Source organism: Elusimicrobiota bacterium (assembly GCA_016182905.1).
GTDB lineage: Bacteria > Elusimicrobiota > Elusimicrobia > UBA1565 > UBA9628 > GWA2-66-18.
In genome coordinates this window covers 56,134-74,061 of record JACPFR010000010.1, presented here as the reverse complement: position 1 = coordinate 74,061, position 17,928 = coordinate 56,134, and the positions used below count along the sequence as shown (strand labels likewise).

General features: G+C 69.1%; 16 protein-coding genes. 11 read left to right on the top strand and 5 right to left on the bottom strand.

Features of this window, described 5'->3' with window-relative positions:
• The first annotated feature begins 5 nt into the window (after nt 1-5).
• Genes HYV14_04290 through HYV14_04265 form a run of 6 tightly spaced genes read left to right on the top strand, consistent with a single transcriptional unit; the run spans nt 6 to nt 5,891 of the window.
• The gene (locus tag HYV14_04290) at nt 6-1,472 is read left to right on the top strand and encodes a response regulator (GenBank protein MBI2385215.1); all 1,467 of its coding nucleotides are present in this window, start codon (nt 6-8) and stop codon (nt 1,470-1,472) included.
• Complete coding sequence (locus HYV14_04285; protein ID MBI2385214.1) at nt 1,453-1,824, top strand: response regulator; 372 nt, start codon at nt 1,453-1,455, stop codon at nt 1,822-1,824. Before HYV14_04290 ends, HYV14_04285 begins: the two co-directional genes overlap by 20 nt.
• Before the next feature lie 54 nt (nt 1,825-1,878).
• The gene (locus tag HYV14_04280; GenBank protein MBI2385213.1) at nt 1,879-2,550 is read left to right on the top strand and encodes a response regulator transcription factor; all 672 of its coding nucleotides are present in this window, start codon (nt 1,879-1,881) and stop codon (nt 2,548-2,550) included.
• Between the two features lie 43 nt (nt 2,551-2,593).
• On the top strand, nt 2,594-3,148 hold the full coding sequence (gene rfbC / locus HYV14_04275; GenBank protein ID MBI2385212.1) for a dTDP-4-dehydrorhamnose 3,5-epimerase: 555 nt from the start codon (nt 2,594-2,596) through the stop codon (nt 3,146-3,148).
• Entirely contained in the window at nt 3,148-4,926 is a 1,779-nt protein-coding gene (locus HYV14_04270; protein ID MBI2385211.1) for a sel1 repeat family protein, read from the top strand. Before rfbC ends, HYV14_04270 begins: the two co-directional genes overlap by 1 nt.
• Nucleotides 4,927-4,934: 8 nt before the next feature.
• The gene (locus HYV14_04265) at nt 4,935-5,891 is read left to right on the top strand and encodes an NAD-dependent epimerase/dehydratase family protein (protein ID MBI2385210.1); all 957 of its coding nucleotides are present in this window, start codon (nt 4,935-4,937) and stop codon (nt 5,889-5,891) included.
• Nucleotides 5,892-5,969: 78 nt separating this feature from the next.
• Here HYV14_04265 and HYV14_04260 read toward each other — a convergent pair whose 3' ends face one another.
• From HYV14_04260 to HYV14_04240, 5 genes are read right to left on the bottom strand one after another with little or no spacing between them, the layout of a single operon-like run.
• A complete protein-coding gene (locus tag HYV14_04260) occupies nt 5,970-7,247 on the bottom strand; it encodes an ABC transporter permease (protein ID MBI2385209.1) in 1,278 nt (425 codons plus the stop codon).
• The gene (locus HYV14_04255) at nt 7,244-8,515 is read right to left on the bottom strand and encodes an ABC transporter permease (GenBank protein MBI2385208.1); all 1,272 of its coding nucleotides are present in this window, start codon (nt 8,513-8,515) and stop codon (nt 7,244-7,246) included. The genes HYV14_04260 and HYV14_04255 overlap by 4 nt, the downstream gene beginning before the upstream one ends.
• On the bottom strand, nt 8,512-9,168 hold the full coding sequence (locus tag HYV14_04250) for an ABC transporter ATP-binding protein (protein MBI2385207.1): 657 nt from the start codon (nt 9,166-9,168) through the stop codon (nt 8,512-8,514). Before HYV14_04250 ends, HYV14_04255 begins: the two co-directional genes overlap by 4 nt.
• Complete coding sequence (locus tag HYV14_04245; protein MBI2385206.1) at nt 9,165-10,094, bottom strand: efflux RND transporter periplasmic adaptor subunit; 930 nt, start codon at nt 10,092-10,094, stop codon at nt 9,165-9,167. Before HYV14_04245 ends, HYV14_04250 begins: the two co-directional genes overlap by 4 nt.
• On the bottom strand, nt 10,088-11,380 hold the full coding sequence (locus tag HYV14_04240; protein ID MBI2385205.1) for a TolC family protein: 1,293 nt from the start codon (nt 11,378-11,380) through the stop codon (nt 10,088-10,090). Before HYV14_04240 ends, HYV14_04245 begins: the two co-directional genes overlap by 7 nt.
• A gap of 138 nt (nt 11,381-11,518) precedes the next feature.
• On the opposite strand from HYV14_04240, the gene HYV14_04235 reads away from it, so the two are divergent.
• The 5 genes from HYV14_04235 to HYV14_04215 all read left to right on the top strand — a co-directional run bounded on the left by HYV14_04235 (nt 11,519) and on the right by HYV14_04215 (nt 17,904).
• Nucleotides 11,519-12,508, top strand: a complete 990-nt coding sequence (locus tag HYV14_04235; GenBank protein MBI2385204.1) for a hypothetical protein — start codon at nt 11,519-11,521, stop codon at nt 12,506-12,508.
• A gap of 64 nt (nt 12,509-12,572) precedes the next feature.
• Entirely contained in the window at nt 12,573-13,343 is a 771-nt protein-coding gene (locus tag HYV14_04230) for an amino acid ABC transporter ATP-binding protein (protein ID MBI2385203.1), read from the top strand.
• The gene (locus HYV14_04225) at nt 13,340-14,833 is read left to right on the top strand and encodes an ABC transporter permease subunit (GenBank protein ID MBI2385202.1); all 1,494 of its coding nucleotides are present in this window, start codon (nt 13,340-13,342) and stop codon (nt 14,831-14,833) included. The genes HYV14_04230 and HYV14_04225 overlap by 4 nt, the downstream gene beginning before the upstream one ends.
• Nucleotides 14,834-14,845: 12 nt before the next feature.
• A complete protein-coding gene (locus HYV14_04220) occupies nt 14,846-16,198 on the top strand; it encodes a putrescine aminotransferase (GenBank protein MBI2385201.1) in 1,353 nt (450 codons plus the stop codon).
• 122 nt (nt 16,199-16,320) lie between these two features.
• Nucleotides 16,321-17,904: a tetratricopeptide repeat protein gene (locus HYV14_04215; GenBank protein ID MBI2385200.1), complete on the top strand. Its 1,584-nt coding sequence runs from the start codon at nt 16,321-16,323 to the stop codon at nt 17,902-17,904.
• Nucleotides 17,905-17,928: the final 24 nt, after the last annotated feature.

The window sequence follows — 17,928 nt, the reverse complement described above, 5'->3', positions numbered from 1 at the left end:
ACACCATGGAGCAGCGAGTCAGCATCCTATTGATCGAAGACGACCCCGACTACACGATGCTCATCAACGTGTACGTCAACGAGGCCTGCGGCGCGTCCGTGAGATACCTCATCGAGAGCGCCGTCAGCCTGCAGAGCGGCCTGGACCTGATGTCCCGGCAGGAATACGACATCGTCCTGCTCGACCTGATGCTTCCCGACAGCCGCGGCCTCGACACCTTGATCAAGGTCCGCGCGAAGGCGCCCAGCATGCCCGTCGTCGTTCTGACCAACCTCGATCAGGACGACCTCGGCGTGGAGGCGATCGCCCACGGCGCCCAGGACTTCCTCTCGAAGAACAAGCTCGACGCCGGGCGCCTGCGCCACGCGATCGGCTTCGCGCTCGCCCGCGACCGCCTGTTCCATCAGATGGAGCACCTCATCGAGGGCCTGCCCGACGGCATGATCATCGTCGACCGCAGCCGCATGGTGCGCTACGCCAACGCGGCGGCCCTGGCCCTGTTCGGCCGCAAGAGGGAGCAGCTCGTAGGCCGGCTGTTCGAGCACTCCCTGTCGACCGACAAGGCCCTGGAGATCAAGCTCCCCGACGCCTCCGGCGAGGCGCGCTGCGCCGAGGTCCGCGCCGCCGAGATCGAATGGAAGGGCTACCCGGCCTGGGTCGCCACGGTCCGGGACGTCAGCGAGCTCAAGAAGCTCGAGCAGGTCCGCGCCGAGGTCAAGGAGCGCCGGCACACCGACGGCCTCAAGGACCAGCTCCTGAGCACGGTGGCCCACGAGCTGCGCACGCCGCTGAGCGTGGTCAAGGCCGTCATCGGCACCTTGCGCGACCACCTCGCCGGCCCGTTGACCCAGGACCAGGCCGACCTCGTGGGCACGGCCGACCGCCACATCGGCCGGCTGACCCGCCTGCTCAACAACTTCCTCGACCTCACGCGCCTGGAGTCGCGCCGCTCGCGCGTCAACCGCGTGCCGCTCGATCCGCTGACGCTCGTCTTCGAGGTGTGCGAGGGCGTGCGCCTGGCCCACCGCGGGCGCGCCGTGGTGCTCAACGTCGACCTCCCGAAGAGGCTCCCCAGCGTGAGGGTGGATCCGGACATGATCGCGCAGGTCCTGGGAAACCTGCTGGACAACGCCCTGCGCTACGCGCGCGGGCGCGTGACCGTGCGGGCCAAGGCCTCCGAGGACGAGGTCGAGATCTCCATCGTCGACGACGGCCCGGGCATCCCGACCGAGAAGCTCGCGCTGCTGTTCGACAAGTTCGTCCAGCTCGACCGGCCGAAAGGCGGCGAGGGCTACAAGGGCACGGGGCTCGGACTCGCGATCTCGCGGGAGATCATGGCGCTCAACGGCGGCCGGATCTGGGCGGACAACGCCTCCGGGCGCGGCGCCTGCTTCCGGTTCACGCTCCCGCTCTCGTCGAAGACGGAGGCCGCGCCGGCGGAGGAATACTCCCATGCCCGCCCCGGCGACTGAGACCAAGAAGATCCTGATCGTCGACGACGAGCGCGACCTCGTCGCGCCGCTCGCCCTGCGCCTGAGATCCCTCGGCCGCTACGAGGTGGCCGTCGCGTTCGACGGCGCCGAGGGGCTCGCGAAAGCGGCGAAGTTCCGTCCCGACGTCGCGCTCATCGACCTGTCCATGCCCAAGCTCGACGGCTGGGCGCTGTGCCGCCGCCTGCGCGGAGACCCGCGCACGCGCGGGGTCAAGGTCGTCATCATGACCGCCTGGCTGTCGCCGGACCTGGGGCGGCGCGCCCTCTCCGAGGGGGTCGCCGACCTCCTCATCAAGCCGTTCGAGGACGAAGACCTGCTGAAGGCATTGTAAGTTAACTGCTTGTTTGGCGGCGCGCGGACGCGCCCGCGTCTATAATCCGGCAAGATGCCGCGCATCCTGAGCGTCGAGGACGACCCCGACTTCCAGCACCTGATCTCGATCGCGCTGCGCAACCAGGGCTTCGAGGTCCATTACGCGTTCACCGGCCCGGAGGGAGTCGAGAAGGCCCTGTCGCTCAACCCCGACCTGATCCTGCTCGACATGATGCTGCCGGGCTTCAGCGGGGCGGAGGTCGTCAGGCGGCTGACCAAGAACAAGGCGACGAGCGACATCCCGATCGTCGTCCTGACCGCCTATCCCACCGACGCCGATTTCTTCGAGAGCGCGATCAAGTCCCTCGGCGCGGTCGAGTACCTGCGCAAGCCCGTGCAGATGGAGGCCCTCGTCAAGGTCATGCGCCGCCTGCTCTCCTCCCGCAAGACCAAGCCGCCGTTCGCGGTCTGGAGGCGCGGCGCCTTCCGGATCATGCCCGAGTCGAAGTCGGTCTGGATCGGCGGGACCTTGATCGCCAACCTCGCCCCGAAGCGCTTCGAGGTCCTCTTCCATCTCCTGCAGAGCGACGGGCCGGTCCCCTGGGAGGAGCTGCTGCGCAACATCTGGGGCCGGGACGGGACGAAGAACGACCTCGAGAAGGCCGTGCAGCGCCTGCGCGAGGACCTCGGCGCCGAGGGCTACCGGCTGACCACCACGCGCGAAGGCTACCGGCTCACGGTTTGACCCGCGAGTGACGCGCAGGGCCTAAAATCGGTAAGATGGGCCGATGCCCCTCGCCTTCAAGCCCTACGGCGGACTCGACGGCCTCCTGGTCGTCGAGGGCCCCTTTTTCCCGGACGAGCGCGGATATTTCTTCGAGGCCTTCCGCGCCGACGAGTGGGCCGAGGCGGGCCTGCCACCGCTGGTGCAGGACAACCTGTCCCGCTCGAGGAAGGGCGTCGTGCGCGGCCTCCATTATCAGATCCCCCCCCAGGCCATCGGCAAGCTCGTGCGCTGCGCGCGCGGGAGGATCTTCGACGCGGTCGTCGACCTGCGCCGCGCCTCGCCGACCTACGGTAAGTCCGTCTCGATCGAGCTCGACGACGCCGGCAACCGCATGTTCTGGGTCCCCGCCGGCTTCGCTCACGGCTTCTGCGCGCTGACGGAGACCGCGGACGTGACCTACAAGGTCACCGGCTACTGGAGCAAGGCGGTCGACGCGGGCATCCGCTGGAACGACCCCGCCCTCGGCATCGCCTGGCCGGTCACCCCGGCCGAGGCCGTCGTGACCGCCAAGGACGCGGCCCTGCCCCTGCTCGCCGACGCCGCCAGCCCCTTTTAGTGGCCATCCTCCCGTCCCTCCTCATCGAGCAGGTCCGCATGGCGGCGCCTTTCCTGTTCGAAGGTCCGCAGCCCGAGGGGCCCGCCCGCCGCTACCTGCGCGTGCTGCGCGCCTACGACGGGCTGGAGCTCAACGCGCTGGAATACTACGAGCTGTGCCTGTGCGCGCACTGGGCGACGGCGGGCAGCTTCGTGCCGACCGACGTGGACAACGGCATCCGCTGGAAGCACTGGCAGGACGTCCAGCCCGGCCTCGTCGAGGAGCAGGCGAAGCTCGTGCTCGAGTCGCTGTCCTGGGACTACGCCCCGGTCACGGCCAAGATCACCGGCGAGGGCGCGCGGAGGCTCTCCACGCACGAGGGGACCTGGTTCTCCGTCGCGGTCGGCGCCTACGCCGCTTGCCTGGAGGCCCGTCCCGCCCTCTCGACCATCGTCCTCGACGCGATGCGGACCGAGGCCGACCGGGAAGACCGCGCCTACGCCGCGAGCGGCGGCCCGCTCGAGCTCCTCAAGTCCTCGGCCCTGATCGCCCACAACTTCGGGGACCTCGACCGCGTCGCCGACCAATGGGAGCTCGCCCCCGGCGACCCCCTGCGCCGCGCCCTCTACGACGCCGCCAAGCCCGGCTCGCCCCTGTTCGGCGGCCGCCTCGGACGCGCGGGGCTCCTCCACCAGAAGCACATGGGCGCCGACAACCACCGCCACTACCCGCTGCGCTCCGCGAAAGGCCTGCGCAAGTCCGCAGACCTCCTCCTCCCCGTCGGACCTTTCTTCGACGACTGGGGCCGCCGCGTCGGCCGCCATCCCGCGCTGACGCCCGAGGAGGTCGCCGAGGCCGTGCGCGCGCTGACCGACGGCTGGGTCCGCATGCACGCGCCCGCGGGCTACGCCCGCGCTCTCTCCGGCATACTCGAGGTGTTCCCGGGCGGCCGGCGCGCGCTCGGCAAGCTCCTCCCCGCGAAGGACCAGCGCATGCTGGAGTCGGGACCGCTCAAGGCGGCGATGGACATCCCGCAGGAACGCTTCGAAGCCCAGTGGGCGAACAAGGTCGCCAAGGACCGCGGCGCTTCCGCGCTCCGGGCGTTGATGGCCGCAGGCCAGCTCTTTCTTTGCGGCATGGCATGGAGCGCGCCGCTCGAGGATGGGAAAGCGGCTTTGAGCTCCGGCGATCTCAAAACGGCCGTTATCCTATTCGAATCGGAGGCGAAAAAGGGGAACGCCGAGGCCCTGCTCGAACTGGGAAGGTGCTACCAAACCGGACGCGGCGTGAAGAAAGACATTGGGACGGCGATCCGGCACTTCGAGACCGCCGCTGAACGAGGGAATACCCGAGCCGCGGTCTATCTTTGGGGCCACTACCGGGAAGGGAAGGCGATTCCCCGCGACGCTCCCAAAGCGATGCAGTGGTTGAGACATGCCGCCGCTCACGACGATACGCTGGCGCAGACGATCCTGGGCGGCATGCATTATAAGGGCAGCCCCGAGGACGGCGTAACGCAGGATTACGTCAAAGCCATCGGATGGTTTCGAAAGGCCGCCGGACTCGGGGATGATGAAGCGCGGGCGAACCTTTGCGCGGCCTATTCGGACGGGAAGGGAGTACGCAAGGACTTGATCGAGGCGTACGCATGGTGCCTGCTCGCGAATAAGCCGGGGATCCGCTTCGTCGGAGACATGATGTCGCGAATGGAGCGGGAATTGACCGCGGAGCAGATCGCGTCCGCAAGGCTGCGCGCCGGGGCCTTGGAACGGAAAGCCCGGCCGCCCAGAGGTCTCTGACCGCCGGCATGAAGGTCCTCATACTCGGCGGCACGAAGTTCGTCGGGCGGCACATCGTCGAAGCCCTGCTCGCGGGCGGGCACTCCGTCGGCGTCCTGACGCGCGGCAAGACGCCCGACGACCTCCCCCCGCGGGTCGAGCGCCTGCGCGGCGACCGGGACGAAGGGGCGGCCGGCCTCACGGCCCTGAAGGGCCGCTCCTGGGACGCCTGCGTGGACGTGAGCGGTTACATACCGCGGCAGGTGCGCCCCAGCGCCGAGGCTCTCAGGGGCATAGTCAGCCGTTATGTATTCATCAGCACGGGGAGCGTGTACGGCGACGCGAAACAGCGGCCGGTGACCGAAGAGAACCCCACGATGCCCCCCGCCGCCGAGGACGTGACGGTCATCGACGGCGACACCTACGGCCCCCTCAAGGTGACCTGCGAGAACATCGTCCGGGACATCTACGAGGCGAAGGCAACCATCCTGAGACCGCAGATCGTCGCGGGGCCGCATGACCCCAGCGGGCGCTTCACTTATTGGGTGAAGCGCGCGTCCTTGGGCGGGACGATGCTTGCCCCCGGCGACGGGACCGACCACGTCCAGGTCATCGACGGCCGCGACCTGGCGCGTTTCGCGCGCAAAACGCTCGAGGAAGGCATCACGGGGACGTTCAACATGGCGGGGCACCGCGTCACCTGGGCGGAGTTCATGGCTATCCTGGCCCCGAAGGACCCCGTTTGGGTGCCCAAGGACATCCTCGAGGACGTGGACTCAGCCGAGCTGCCCCTGTATCGCCCCGAGCACGGCGCCTACGCGGGCTTGATGGACGTCGATAACGCCAAGGCGCTCGCGGCGGGATTGAGATTGAGCGGCCTCGCGGTCACCGTCAAGGACACGCGCGACTGGCTCGCGGGAGTGGACCTTCCATTGCCGCTGACGCCCGCGAAAGAGAAGGAACTGATCTTGAAAGCGCGCCGTTGAGCCGAGTCATACACCCTATCCACAGGCAAATCCGGAAAAACTGTTGTTGACAACAGTTTTGTCGCGGCGAGCGTATCGCTACTCGTAGTGCAGCGCCTCGACGGGGTCGAAGCGCGAGGCCTTCCAGGCGGGATATAAGGCGAACAGGAAGCCGGTGCCGAGCGCGATGAGAAGCGCCCCGGCGACGTGGACCAGGCTGATCTCGAGCATGCGGTCCTCCTTCGGCGCGAGATACCAGATGCCGAGGATGCCCAGGCCCGTGCCGCCGACGCCGCCGATGACGCCCAGCATCATCGCCTCGGAGACGAACTGCCAGACGATGTCGGCGCGCGTCGCGCCCAGCGCGCGGCGTATGCCGATCTCGCGCACGCGCGAGAAGATGGTGGCGAGCGTCACGTTCATGATGCCGATGCCCGAGGCGAGGATGGCCACGATGCCGATGATCATGATGGAGACGACGAACTCCCGCATCTGGCTCAGGGCGCTCTGCATGATCTCGCGGTAGTCCTTGACCTCGAAGTCCTCCTCGCCGCGGTGGCGGGCCTTGAGCAGGACCTTGATGCGGCGCAGGTAGGCCGACGCCGTCGCCGCGTCGCCGGTGTCCACGCTGATGGACTCGATGACCTCGGGGTTGCGCTGGTAGCGCGGGACGAGGAAGCGCTGGTAGGCGGTGGCCGGGACGAGGGCGACGCCCTGCCCGCCCCAGGAGCGGCCGAACCAGCGCGGGTCCTTGTCTCGGGGCGGCTCCTTGAGGACGCCCACGACGGTGAAGAGGTGCTCGCCGAGCAGGACGCGGCGGCCGAGAGGGTCGCGGCGGGAGATGTGCTTGGTCAGGGCCTGCTCGGGCCAGTACTTGGCCCAGTAGGGCTTCTTGATCCAGCCGCCGGCCTGGATGAGGACGCACACGCGCGCCGCCTCGGCGACGTCGCGCTCGTTGATGAGGCGGCCCCGCACGGCGTACACCCAGTCGCGCTTGGCCCATTCGGCGGTGACTCCGCGGGCGCGGATGCCGTCGTTCTTGAAGTCGTCGAGGCGCATGCGCGTGCCCCAGCTGGAGATCATCGGCGAGACCATGAACAGCTCGGGGTACTGCCGGCGGATCTCGAGGGCGTCGCCGTAGGTGAGCCCAGGGGAGAGCCCCTTCGACTTATAGTTGTTCTTCTGGGAGACCTCGATGCGGCCGGGGCCGGCGAGGCGCAGGGCGTCGTTGTAGCGCTTCATCATGCCCGCGGTCTGAGAGAAGGTGAACAGCATCGCGGCGATGCCGATGGCCAAGGACAGGCTCGTCATCGCGGAGCGCGTCTTGTGGGCGCGGATCTCGACGAGCGCCGAGCGTCCAAGTTCGGAGAGCTTCATTCGGCCTTGAGCGCCTCGACGGGATCGAGCCGCGAGGCCCGGTAGGCGGGGATGAAGGCGAAGGCGGCGCTCACGAGCGCGGCGAGCGCGATGCCCGCCAGGCATTGGAGCCAGGTGATCTGCGCGATGTCGCGGGAGCCGCCGAGCCCGGAGAGCCACCTCACGCCCCCGAGGCCGAGTCCGACGCCCGCCGCGCCGCCCGCGGCGCCGAGCATGGCCGCCTCGAAGAGGAACTGGGCGAGGATGTCGGCGCGGGAGGCGCCGATGGCGCGGCGCACGCCGATCTCCCGCACGCGGGCGAAGATGGTCGCCAAGGTCACGTTCATGATGCCGATGCCGCCCGCGAGCAGAGCCACGACTCCGAGGGCGAGGCCGGCCTTCACGTACTTGCGCATCTCCTCCATCTTGGTCTCGATCTCCTCGCGGTCGTCCTTGACCTCGAAGTCCTCCTCGCCGCGATGGCGGCGCTTGAGGATGGCCTCGACCTGCCTGCGGCGCGAGGCCAAGGTGCGCTCGCTGCCCGTGTCGATGCGGATCTCGTCGACGGCGTCGGGGTTGTTCGAGTCCTGGGCGAGATGCTGCTGGTAGGCGGTGATGGGCACGAGGATGTTGGGCGTGTTCCAGCTGTCCCAGCGGGGGTCCTTGTCGCGCGGCGGCTGGGTCAGCACGCCGACGACGGTGAACACGGAGTTCTCCAGGCGCACCTGGGCGCCCAGCAGGTCGCGGCGCTTGGCGAAGGCGTCGTACTCGTTGTCGTCCATCCAGAACCTCGCCCAGAAGGGCTTCTTGATCCAGACCGCGGGCTCGATCATCACCGCGACGCGGGAGCGGTGCTCGACGTCCCACTCGTTGAGGAAGCGCCCGCGCAGGCGGTACACCCAGTCGCGCCGCGCGAAATCGGAGGTGCCGCCGGTGATCTTGACCCCGTCGACCGAGGAGCGGCCGTGGACGAGCTTGGCCCAGTTGGTGGACTCGGGCTCGACCATGTACAGGTCGGGGAGCTCGCGCCGCAGGGCCAGGGCGTCCCCGTAGGTCAGCCCCTGGGAAAGTCCTTTCGAGACGTAGTTGCGCTTCTTCTCGATCGTCAGGCGGCCCGGGCCCATCAGCTCCAGGTTCCTCTCGAGAGCCTCTTTCATCCCCTGCGTCTGCGCCATCGTGTAAAGCAGGGAGGCGACGCCGACGGAGACGGCCGCGAACGACAGCGTGGAGCGGAACTTGTTGGCGTAGATCTCGCGGGCGCCGGCGCGCAGGGCCTCGCCCGCGTTCACGCGAGCGCGCCGTCCTTGATGCGGATGACGCGCCCCGCCGCCGCGCCGATGGCGGGGTCGTGGGTGACGAGGACGACGGTCATGCCCTCGGCGTTGAGCTCCTTGAAGAGGGCCAGGATCTCGACGGAGGACTTCGAGTCGAGGTTGCCCGTGGGCTCGTCGGCGAGCAGCAGCGCCGGCTTGTTGGCGAGCGCCCGCGCGATGCCGACGCGCTGGCGCTCGCCGCCGGAGAGCTGCAGCGGCGTGTTCTCCGCCTTGCGGCCGAGGCCGACGCGCGTCAGCAGCTCGCGGGCGCGCGCGCGGCGCTCGTCGACGCCCGTCCCCGCGTAGGCCATGGGCAAGGCGACGTTCTCGAGCGCGGAGAGGCGCGGCAGGAGGTTGAAGGCCTGGAAGACGAAGCCGATGCGCGCGCGTCGCAGGCCGGTGATCTCGGCGTCGGTCAGGCGCGCGGTCTCGGCGCCCTCGAGGAGGTATTTGCCGCCGGTGGGGCGGTCGAGGAGGCCGAGTATGTTGAGGAGGGTGGACTTGCCGCACCCCGAGGGACCCATGATCGCGACGAATTCGGCGTTCGCGATAGCGAACGATACCCCTTTGAGAGCCTGATAGCCCCCCTGATAAGTCCGGGTCAGACCGTCGACGTGTATCGCGTTCACGACTTGGGCTTGTCGTCCGGCTTCTCGGTGAGGAGCTTGTCGCCTTCCTTGACGCCCTCGAGGACCTCGACGTCCATCTCCGAGCGCAGGCCGAGCTTGAGCGGGGTCTTCTTCGGCTTCTCCTCGCCGGCGACGACATACGCGAACTCCTTGCCCCCTTCCTCGAAGACGCCGGACAGGGCCAGCTTGAGGACCTTCTTGCGCGAGTCGAGCAGGCCGTCGACGCGGGCGGTCATGCCGGGCTTCAGGCGCGCGTCGCTCTTGAGCAAGGTCACCTCGACTTTGAAGTTCTTGAGGTTGTTGTTGTCCTTCTCCGCCTGGGGCGAGACCAAGGTCACCTTGGACGGGAAGTCCTGGCCGGGCAGGGCGTCGACGGTGACCTTCACGTCCATGCCTTCCTTGAGCTTTAAAATATCCATCTCGGAGATCTTCATCTTCACCACGAGGCGGGAGAGGTCCGCCACGGTCATCAGGTAGGTCGGCGTCTGCGACTCCATCAGCCCCGTGACGTACTCCCCGAGCTTGGAGAGACGGCCTTCCTGGGAGTTGTTCGAGCCCCGGTCCTGGTAGCGCATGACGACGCCGTCGATGGGCGCGGTCAAGGTCGTGGGCACGTAGGCCTCGGCCTCGGTGCGGCCGGGCTGGATGACGGCCAGCTTCTCCCCCTTGCGCACGCGCGTCCCCTCGTCGACGAAGAGCTCGATGACGCGGCCCGACACCTTCGAGGCCACGTCGACGAAGGTCTTCGGCGTCAGCTCGCCGGAGTCCATGAAGTGGAGCTCGATGTCCCCGCGCGCGACGGTAACGACCGCCGCGCCGCTGCCTTCGGCGGCGCCTCCTTTATACTTCTTCCAGCCGGCGGCGCAGAGCAGGACGGCGACGACGAGGACGACGACGGCCGTCTTCGACGATCTCAGCTTCACCATAATGGCTCTCCCACCGCGCGCTTGTAGCGGGCGCGGTCGATGAAAATGTCGTGCAGGGCCAGGGCGCGCTCGACGCGGGCGTTGAGGTAGTCGTTCTGCGCCTGGTTCATGCGGATCGCGTCCGCCGCGCCCTGCTGATACTGCCGTCCCACCAGCTCGAGGGACCTCGCCGCGATCTCCTCCTTAAGGAGCGCGACCGTGTAGGAGCTCGAGACCCTCTCCAGATTGATGTACGCATTGTACACTTCGGACTTGACCGTCCGCTCGGCGGAGCGGCGCGCCGCCTCGGCCCGTCTCTGCTGAGCCCGCGCCGAGGAGACCGCCCAGCCCTGGGTGAAGCCGTTGAAGCCGACGGGCAAAGACAGCGAGAGGCCCACCTGATGGTTCGGGTTCGGCGAAGCCGTCCCGCCGCCGGCGGCGTAGCGCGTCCGGGTCCAGGTCGCGTCGGCCTTGAGGCTCGGCAAGGCTCCCTGGACGGCCTGCTGGACGGCGACGCGGGCGCGGTCGAACTCCTCCCGGGCCTGGACCACCTCGGGGCGGAGCTCGAGGGCGCGGGAGAAGTCGGCCTCGACGAGCGGCAGGTCGGTGGCGCCCGCCTGGAGGTTCACCGTGAGCGCCGCCTCGTCGAGGGCGCCGCGGTCGATCAGGTCGTTGAACTCGACCAAGGCCTTCTTGCGCTCGGCCCCGGCCGAGATGAGGCGCAACTCGGAGGAGCGCATGTCGGTCTCGCTCTTGAGCAGGTCGGCCAAGCTCTTCATGCCGTTCTTGTACAGGTCGAGGGACTGCTCGTACTGCCGCTTCTGGTCGCGCAGGTTCTGCTGGGCCACGCCGAGCAGCTCGGTCTTCGAGTCCAGGTCGTAGAAGGCGGAGATCGCCGCGAAGGCCCGGTCCTGGCGGGCCGCGTTCCAGGCGGCGCGGGCCGCGCGCCGCGTCATCGCCGCCGCGCGCGTCTTCTGCAGGTCCTCGAAGCCGTTGAACAGGTTCCAGTTCGCCGTCGTCACGGCTTGCCCCAGGCGCGGCGCGAACTCGCCGCGGCGGTAGCGGGAGCCGCCCAGGAGGTCGTGGCCGTAGGAGTATTGGGTGTAGGAGAAGCCGAGCGTGGGAAGGAACATCGCGGCGGCCTGCCCCTTGAGCGCGGCGTCCGCCGCGGTGAACGCGTCCTCCGCCGAGCGAACCTCCGGGGAGGACGCGAGCGCGGACGCCGTGTAGGAGGAGACGGTGAAGCCGTCGGCCAGGACCGGGGAGGAGAGCAGCACCAGATAGGTCAGGGCGGAGAGGAGGTTCATCTCGGGGGCCGGGCGGCTTATTCTAGCATGCCTCCGGCGGGCTCATCGAGCATGACGCCCATCATAGGTCCTTGGACCTCCCACTTGACCGGGCCCTAGGCCCCTTCATCCCTGGGCCCGCCGGGCCCATACTCTGTCATGGCCCTGAACCGAGCGCTGCTGCTGCTCCTGCTCCTCGCCGCTCCGGGCTCCGCCGCCGTCCGGCTCTCCGTCTCCCCCGGCCCGCTGTCCCCCGAGGCCGTCGCCCGCACCGAGGCCGCCGCCGCCAAGCTCCTGGAATACCCCGTCCGCGACGCCCACGCCCAAGGGCTGGTCCTGACGGCGAGCTCCTGGAAGGCCGGCCTCGCCCCCGCCGAGCGGGAGCGCCTGCTCCAGACCCTTTCGGCCTCGTGGGGCCGCCGCCTCGCCGTCCGGGAGGACGCCGCTGCCGGCGCCGGAGTCCGCGGCCTCGTCCCGCCGCCCTCCGCCCTCGACTTCCGCGGCCGCACCGACGCGATCCGCGCCCGCCTCGACGCCGCTCCCCGCCCGCTCGACCGCTCCGGCCAGGACCGCTTCTACGACGGCGGGCGGAGCGCGGAGGAGCGATCCGTGAGCGCCGGCGCCCCGTCCGCGCGCCCCCGCTTCGCCTTCGCCGCCGCCGCCCCGCGGCCGGCCGCCGCGGTCCCGCCCGCGCCCTCCGCGCCGAAGGCCTCCGAGCCGATCTCCTGGAAGAAGGCGGGCGTCGAGGTCCTCAAGGGCGCCGGCCACGCGATCAAGGACGTCTTCACGTGGAAGGGCCTGGCCATCGCCGCGGGCTCGGTCGCCCTCGTCACGGTCGCCCCGGTGGCGATCTACGGCCTGCTCGCGCTCGGCGCGGTGTTCTCCGTCTACACCATCGGCAAGGCGGTCGTCGACGGCCGCGCCGCCTACAAGGCCGGCGACGCGCAGAAGTTCTACGGCGCCTCGCAGGAGATGGGGCGAGGCCTGCTCGGTCTGACGCTCACCGCGCTCGGCGCGCGCCACCTGCCGACCAACCTCCGCCCGCACTTCCCGAGCACGTCCGGCGAGTGGCGCGCGATGGCCGCCGCCATGGACGACGAGCCGGTGATCGCCGTCTCCCTCCTGCGCGACCGCCCCAAAAAGCCTTAGCCCTCCGTCCGGGGGAAAAGCTAAAATAGCGAGCTTCGCTCATTTTCGCGTTCCCGGGGAATCCATGGCCGCCGTTCCGCTGCTCGTCGCCAAAGGACTGACCAAGACGTTCCACGGCCAGCAGGTGCTCAAGGGCGTCGACTTCGAGGCCGCCGCCGGCGAGCTGGTCGTCATCGTCGGCCGCTCCGGGTGCGGCAAGTCCACCTTGCTGCGCTGCCTCAACGGCCTCGAGGCGTTCGACGAGGGCTCGATCCGCTTCGGGGACCTCGTCCTCGACCGCGGCGTCGGCGACCCCCGCCGCAACGACCGCTACGACCGCCTGGCCCGGGCGCTGCGCTCCAACTTCGGCATGGTCTTCCAGAGCTTCAACCTGTTCCCCCATCTCGACCTGCTGTCGAACCTCGTCATAGCGCCGATGATCGTCAAGGGCATGACGCGCGCGCAGGCCGAGGCGGTGGCCCTCCCCCTCCTCGAGAAGGTCGGGCTCGCGGGCCACGCGCGGCACTACCCCTCGCAGATGTCGGGCGGCCAGCAGCAGCGCGCCGCCATCGCCCGGGCGCTGGCGATGTCGCCCAAGGTCATGCTGTACGACGAGCCCACCTCGGCCCTCGACCCCTGGCTCGTCGACGAGGTCTTCGACGTGATGCGCAAGCTCGACGCCGGGGGAATGACGCAGATCGTCGTCACCCACGAGACGCGCTTCGCCCGCGAGGTCGCCCGGGAGATCGTGTTCATGGAGGAGGGCCGCGTCGTGGAGAAGGGGCCTCCGGCCCAGATATTCGGGTCCCCGCGAGATCCGCGCACGGTCAAGTACATGAGCAGGTTCGCGGCATGAGCCTCGCACCCCTCCTGCTACTCGCGTGCGCGCTCGGCGCCCACACCGCCCCCGCGAAGACCTTGCGCTGGGGCGGCGACTCCTCCGGCGGCGCGCCCTTCGTCTTCCAGGACCCCAAGGACCCGTCGAAGACCGTCGGCTTCGAGGCCGACCTGGCCGAGGCGCTCGCCGCCGAGCTCGGGCACAAGGCGGAGTTCGTGCAGAACCAGTGGGACAGCCTGGTGCCCGGCCTCAAGCGCGGGAACTACGACGTCGTCATCAACGGCCTCGAGATCACCGAGGACCGCAAGGCCGAGGTGGAGTTCTCCGACCCGTACTACCTGACCTACGAGACGCTGACCGTGCCGAAGGCGGACTTCAGCGTCGCCTCGCTGGCCGACCTCAAGGGCCGCCGCGCCGGCACGCTCAAGGGCGCGCTGGCCGAGCGCCTGCTGGCCGAGGCCGGAGGCGTGACCGTCGTCGGCTACGACACGCAGACGATGCTCTACGACGACCTGGCCAACGGGCGCATCGACGCGGTGCTGATGGACCATCCCGCCGCGGTCTACTACGGCATCGACGCGCGCCTGAAGAACCTCCCCGGACAGTTCGGCCGCATGGCCTACGGCGTGGCGATCCGCAAGGGCGACGACAAGCTTCTCGCCGCCGTCAACGGGGCGATCGCGCGGCTGATGAAGTCCGGCAAGCTGCGCGAGATCTACGAAAGATGGGGCATATGGAATCCGGTGATGGCCGCAGCGTTCGCCGACGAGTCTTCGAACCATGCCGAGCCTACCGAATATGCCGCGTACCTCGCCGCGCGCGGGGTCAAGCTCGGCTGGCGCGCGTCGCTGGCCAAGTACGGGAGCTACGTGCCGCTGCTCGCCAAGGGCGCGGTCACCACGGTCGAGCTCTCCTTGCTCGCGATGTTCTTCGCCGTCCTCCTCGGATTGACCCTCGCCCTGATGAAGCTGTACGGCCCGTGGCCCGTGTCCGCGCTGGCGACGCTGTACGTCGAGTTCATCCGCGGCAGCCCGCTGCTCATCCAATTGTTCTTCATCTTCTACGGCCTGCCCACCGTCGGCATCAAGCTCCAGCCCTTCGCCGCCGCCGTCCTCGGACTGGCGCTCAACTACGCCGCCTACGAGGCCGAGGTGTACCGCGCCGGCATACAGGCCATCCCCCACGCCCAGATGGAGGCCGCCTTGGCGCTCGGCATGACGCGCTGGCAGGCCCTGCGCCACATCATCATCCCCCAGGCCCTGCGTCTGGTCCTCCCCCCGACGACCAATGATTTCATAGCATTGCTCAAGGACTCCTCCCTCGTGTCCGTGATCACGATGGTCGAGCTGACCCGCGTCTACGGGCAGCTCGCCGCGTCGACCTACGACTACCTGGGCATCGGCGTCCTGACCGCTCTGATGTACGTGCTCATCGGCCTGCCGTTCGTGCGCCTGTCGCGCTGGGCCGAGGCGCGCCTGGCCGTCGAGCGGCGGCCGAGGATTTCTTAGGAGACCGATCTCATGGGACAGAACCTGAAAGCCGCGAAGGCCGAATCCGCCTGGGTGCTCGAGCTGATCGCGAAGAAGAAGCTCACCGCCGCCGAGAAGAAGAAGGTCGTCGGCGAGTCGGTCAAGTACTGGATCGACCACGTCAACGAGGGCTTCCTGAAATACCGGAAGTCCGTCAGCACCGACTACACGGCCGTCGAGTGGGAAGACGACGGCGCGGTCTTCCGCGACATCAATGGCAAGGAGTTCATCGACATGCTCGGCGGCTTCGGCGTGTACGTCACCGGCCACCGCCACCCGAAGGTCCTCAAGGCCGTCATGGACCAGCTCGGCCGCCAGGGCATCCACTCCCAGGAGCTCATCGACCCCCTGCGCACCTACCTCGCCCATCTCGTCTCTTTGATCACGCCCGGCGACCTGCAGTACGCGTTCCTGACCAACTCAGGCACGGAGTCGGTCGAGGGCTGCCTGAAGATGGCCGTGCTCGCCACCGGCCGCCACAAGTTCATCGGCGCCATCGGCGGCTTCCACGGCAAGAGCATGGGCTCGCTCGGCGGCACCTCGAAGGCCGTGTTCCGCGAGCCGTTCCTGCCGCTGCTCAACTGGTCGCACGTGCCGTACGGCAACGTCGACGCGCTCAAGACGATGATGGAGTCCTGCGACTTCTCCGGCGACCGCGTGGCGGCCGTCGTCCTCGAGCCGATCCTGGGCGAGGGCGGCATCGTCGTCGCCCCTCCCGGCTACCTGGCCGCCGCGCGCGAGCTGTGCGACAAGTTCGGCGCGATGCTCATCCTCGACGAGATCCAGTCCGGCATGGGCCGCACCGGCAAGATGTTCGCCTGCGAGCACGACGGCGTCGTGCCCGACCTGATGGCCCTGGGCAAGGGCTTCGGCGGCGGCATCATGCCGATCGGCGCGGTCGTCGGCACGGCCAAGACCTGGGAGCGCTACATCGACAACCCGTTCCTGCACACGACCACCTTCGGCGGCAATCCCCCGGCCTGCGCCGCGGCCATCGCCACCATCAACGTGCTCCTCGACGAGGACCTCCCCCGCCAGGCGGCGGAGAAAGGCGAGTACATGCTCACGCAGCTGAACGCGCTCGCCGCGCGATACCCGCGCATTTTAAAGCTCGCGCGCGGCCGCGGCCTCATGCTCGGCATGGAGTTCATGGACAACGACCTCGGCTACGAGGTGGCCAAGCAGCTGTTCGGGCGCAACATCCTGATCAGCGGCACCTACATCAACGCCCGCGTCCTGCGCCTGGAGCCCGCGCTGACCATCAGCCGCGCCCAGCTCGACGTCTTCCTTGGCGCGCTCGAGGCGTCGCTGAAGGCGGTGGCCAAGGCGCGCGGACTCAAATAGGCCCGACGAACAGCGCCTCAGAAAACTACTGATAATCACTGTTCCGGGGAATAGCGATTATCAGTAGTTTTTCCCGAACAAGGGCCGTTGACGGTCGTGGGGCGATGCGGTAGACTCGCTTCATGCTCACCCTCCTTCTTCTCCTCGTGGCGGCCCCCGCGGGCGCCGAGACTCTCGTTCAGTCACGCCCCGCCAAAGCGCTGCTCAACGAGCGCATCGAGCTCAAACCCATCGCGGGGCATCACTTCAACGCCGAGGCGCCCCAGAAGTGCGGCAAGAACCGGGCCGACGAGGTCACGCCGCGCGTGTTCCGCTGCCGGCTCGCCTCGTCGGGCGAGGTCGAGGTCGTCGCCAGCGTCTGCGACGACGCCAAGACCTTCTGCCGCCAGGAGCGCTTCACCGTCTCGGTCGCCGGCAAGAAGAAGGACGCCCAGCGGGCGAAGGTCGAGCCCAAGCCCCACCCCTTCGCCCCCGGCTTCCTCGTCAACGAGCCGGGCAAGGCCGTGACCTTCGCCCGCCGCGCGCACGAGCCGATCTTCGTCCACTTCTACGGCATCTGGTGCCCGCCCTGCAACATGCTGGAGGAAGGCGTCTACCCGACCGAGACCTTCCAGAAGGCCGCCGAGGGCTTCACTTTGCTCGCGCTCGACGCCGACGCGGAGTTGAGCTGGGAGTGGAAGGCACGCTTCAAGATCGGCGGCTACCCGACCTTGCTCGTGCTCGACGAGCGCGGCCAGGAGGTCTCCCGCGCCGTCGGCTACCGCTCCCCCGACGCGCTGGCCGCCTTCCTCGCCGAGTCGCGCCGCCTGATGGACGAGCCGATCGAGGTCGCGGCCTTGGCCGTCGAGAAGGCCGGTCCCGCGGAGGACGGCCCGCGCCGCGCCCGCGTCGCCCGCTGGCGCCTGGAGCGAGGAGAGCCCGCCGAGGCCCTCGCCGCCGCCGCCAAGGCCCCCGCGGCCCGGCGCGAGGCGCTGCTCGCCGCCAAGGAGGTCGCCGCCAAGGCCGACGACGCCGTCGGGGTGCTCGCCGCGCTGACCGCGCTGACCTCCGAGTATCCGGAGGACGCCGAGTTCACCGACTGGGCCGGCGACCTCCTCGAGCGCGACCGCCCCACGGGCGAGGCGCTGTGGGGCGCCGTGCGGGCCTCCGTCGCGCGCTGGTCCGCGGATCCCAAGCTCAGCGAGCACGGCCTCGTGCCGGGCGACATGTTCGCCTACGAGGCGTCCTTCCTCGAGTCGCTCGGCAAGGAAGACCTGGCGAAGAGCGCCTGGTCCCGCGCCGCCGAGGCCTACGGCGCCGACGCCAAGGCCTCCAAGCTCAAGGTCGCGCGCGGCGCGAACCTGGAGCGCGCCTACTGCCTGGCCAAGGCCGGCCGCCTCGACGAGGCGCGCGCGCTGTACGACTCCCTCGTCGGCGCCTACCCCGACGAGTTCACCTTTCAATACGGCTACGCGCGGCTGCTGTTCGAGCAGAAGGAGCTTCCCGCCGCCCTGATCTCCGTCCGCGCCGCCGTCAAAGCCGGCTACGGCGACAACTGGCTGCGCGCCGTCGCCCTCGAGGCGAAGATACTCAAGGCCATGGGCCTCAAGGACGAGGCCGCCAAGTCGCTCGACGCCGCGCTGGCCGAAGCCGCGGCGCCCAAGTCCGCCGCGGTGCGCACTCACCGCTACCTCGCAGAGCTGCGCCGCCTGCGCGCCGAACTTTAAACGCAGACGGCCGAGCCGCAGCCG

Excerpts from the sequence above, each read along its gene's own strand:
- HYV14_04290 (MBI2385215.1), top strand. The coding sequence starts at position 6 with ATGGAGCAGCGAGTCAGCATCCTATTGATCGAAGACGACCCCGACTAC.
- HYV14_04285 (MBI2385214.1), top strand. The coding sequence starts at position 1,453 with ATGCCCGCCCCGGCGACTGAGACCAAGAAGATCCTGATCGTCGACGAC.
- HYV14_04280 (MBI2385213.1), top strand. The coding sequence starts at position 1,879 with ATGCCGCGCATCCTGAGCGTCGAGGACGACCCCGACTTCCAGCACCTG.
- rfbC (MBI2385212.1), top strand. The coding sequence starts at position 2,594 with ATGCCCCTCGCCTTCAAGCCCTACGGCGGACTCGACGGCCTCCTGGTC.
- HYV14_04265 (MBI2385210.1), top strand. The coding sequence starts at position 4,935 with ATGAAGGTCCTCATACTCGGCGGCACGAAGTTCGTCGGGCGGCACATC.
- HYV14_04260 (MBI2385209.1), bottom strand. The coding sequence starts at position 7,247 with ATGAAGCTCTCCGAACTTGGACGCTCGGCGCTCGTCGAGATCCGCGCC.
- HYV14_04245 (MBI2385206.1), bottom strand. The coding sequence starts at position 10,094 with ATGGTGAAGCTGAGATCGTCGAAGACGGCCGTCGTCGTCCTCGTCGTC.
- HYV14_04240 (MBI2385205.1), bottom strand. The coding sequence starts at position 11,380 with ATGAACCTCCTCTCCGCCCTGACCTATCTGGTGCTGCTCTCCTCCCCG.
- HYV14_04235 (MBI2385204.1), top strand. The coding sequence starts at position 11,519 with ATGGCCCTGAACCGAGCGCTGCTGCTGCTCCTGCTCCTCGCCGCTCCG.
- HYV14_04230 (MBI2385203.1), top strand. The coding sequence starts at position 12,573 with ATGGCCGCCGTTCCGCTGCTCGTCGCCAAAGGACTGACCAAGACGTTC.
- HYV14_04225 (MBI2385202.1), top strand. The coding sequence starts at position 13,340 with ATGAGCCTCGCACCCCTCCTGCTACTCGCGTGCGCGCTCGGCGCCCAC.
- HYV14_04220 (MBI2385201.1), top strand. The coding sequence starts at position 14,846 with ATGGGACAGAACCTGAAAGCCGCGAAGGCCGAATCCGCCTGGGTGCTC.
- HYV14_04215 (MBI2385200.1), top strand. The coding sequence starts at position 16,321 with ATGCTCACCCTCCTTCTTCTCCTCGTGGCGGCCCCCGCGGGCGCCGAG.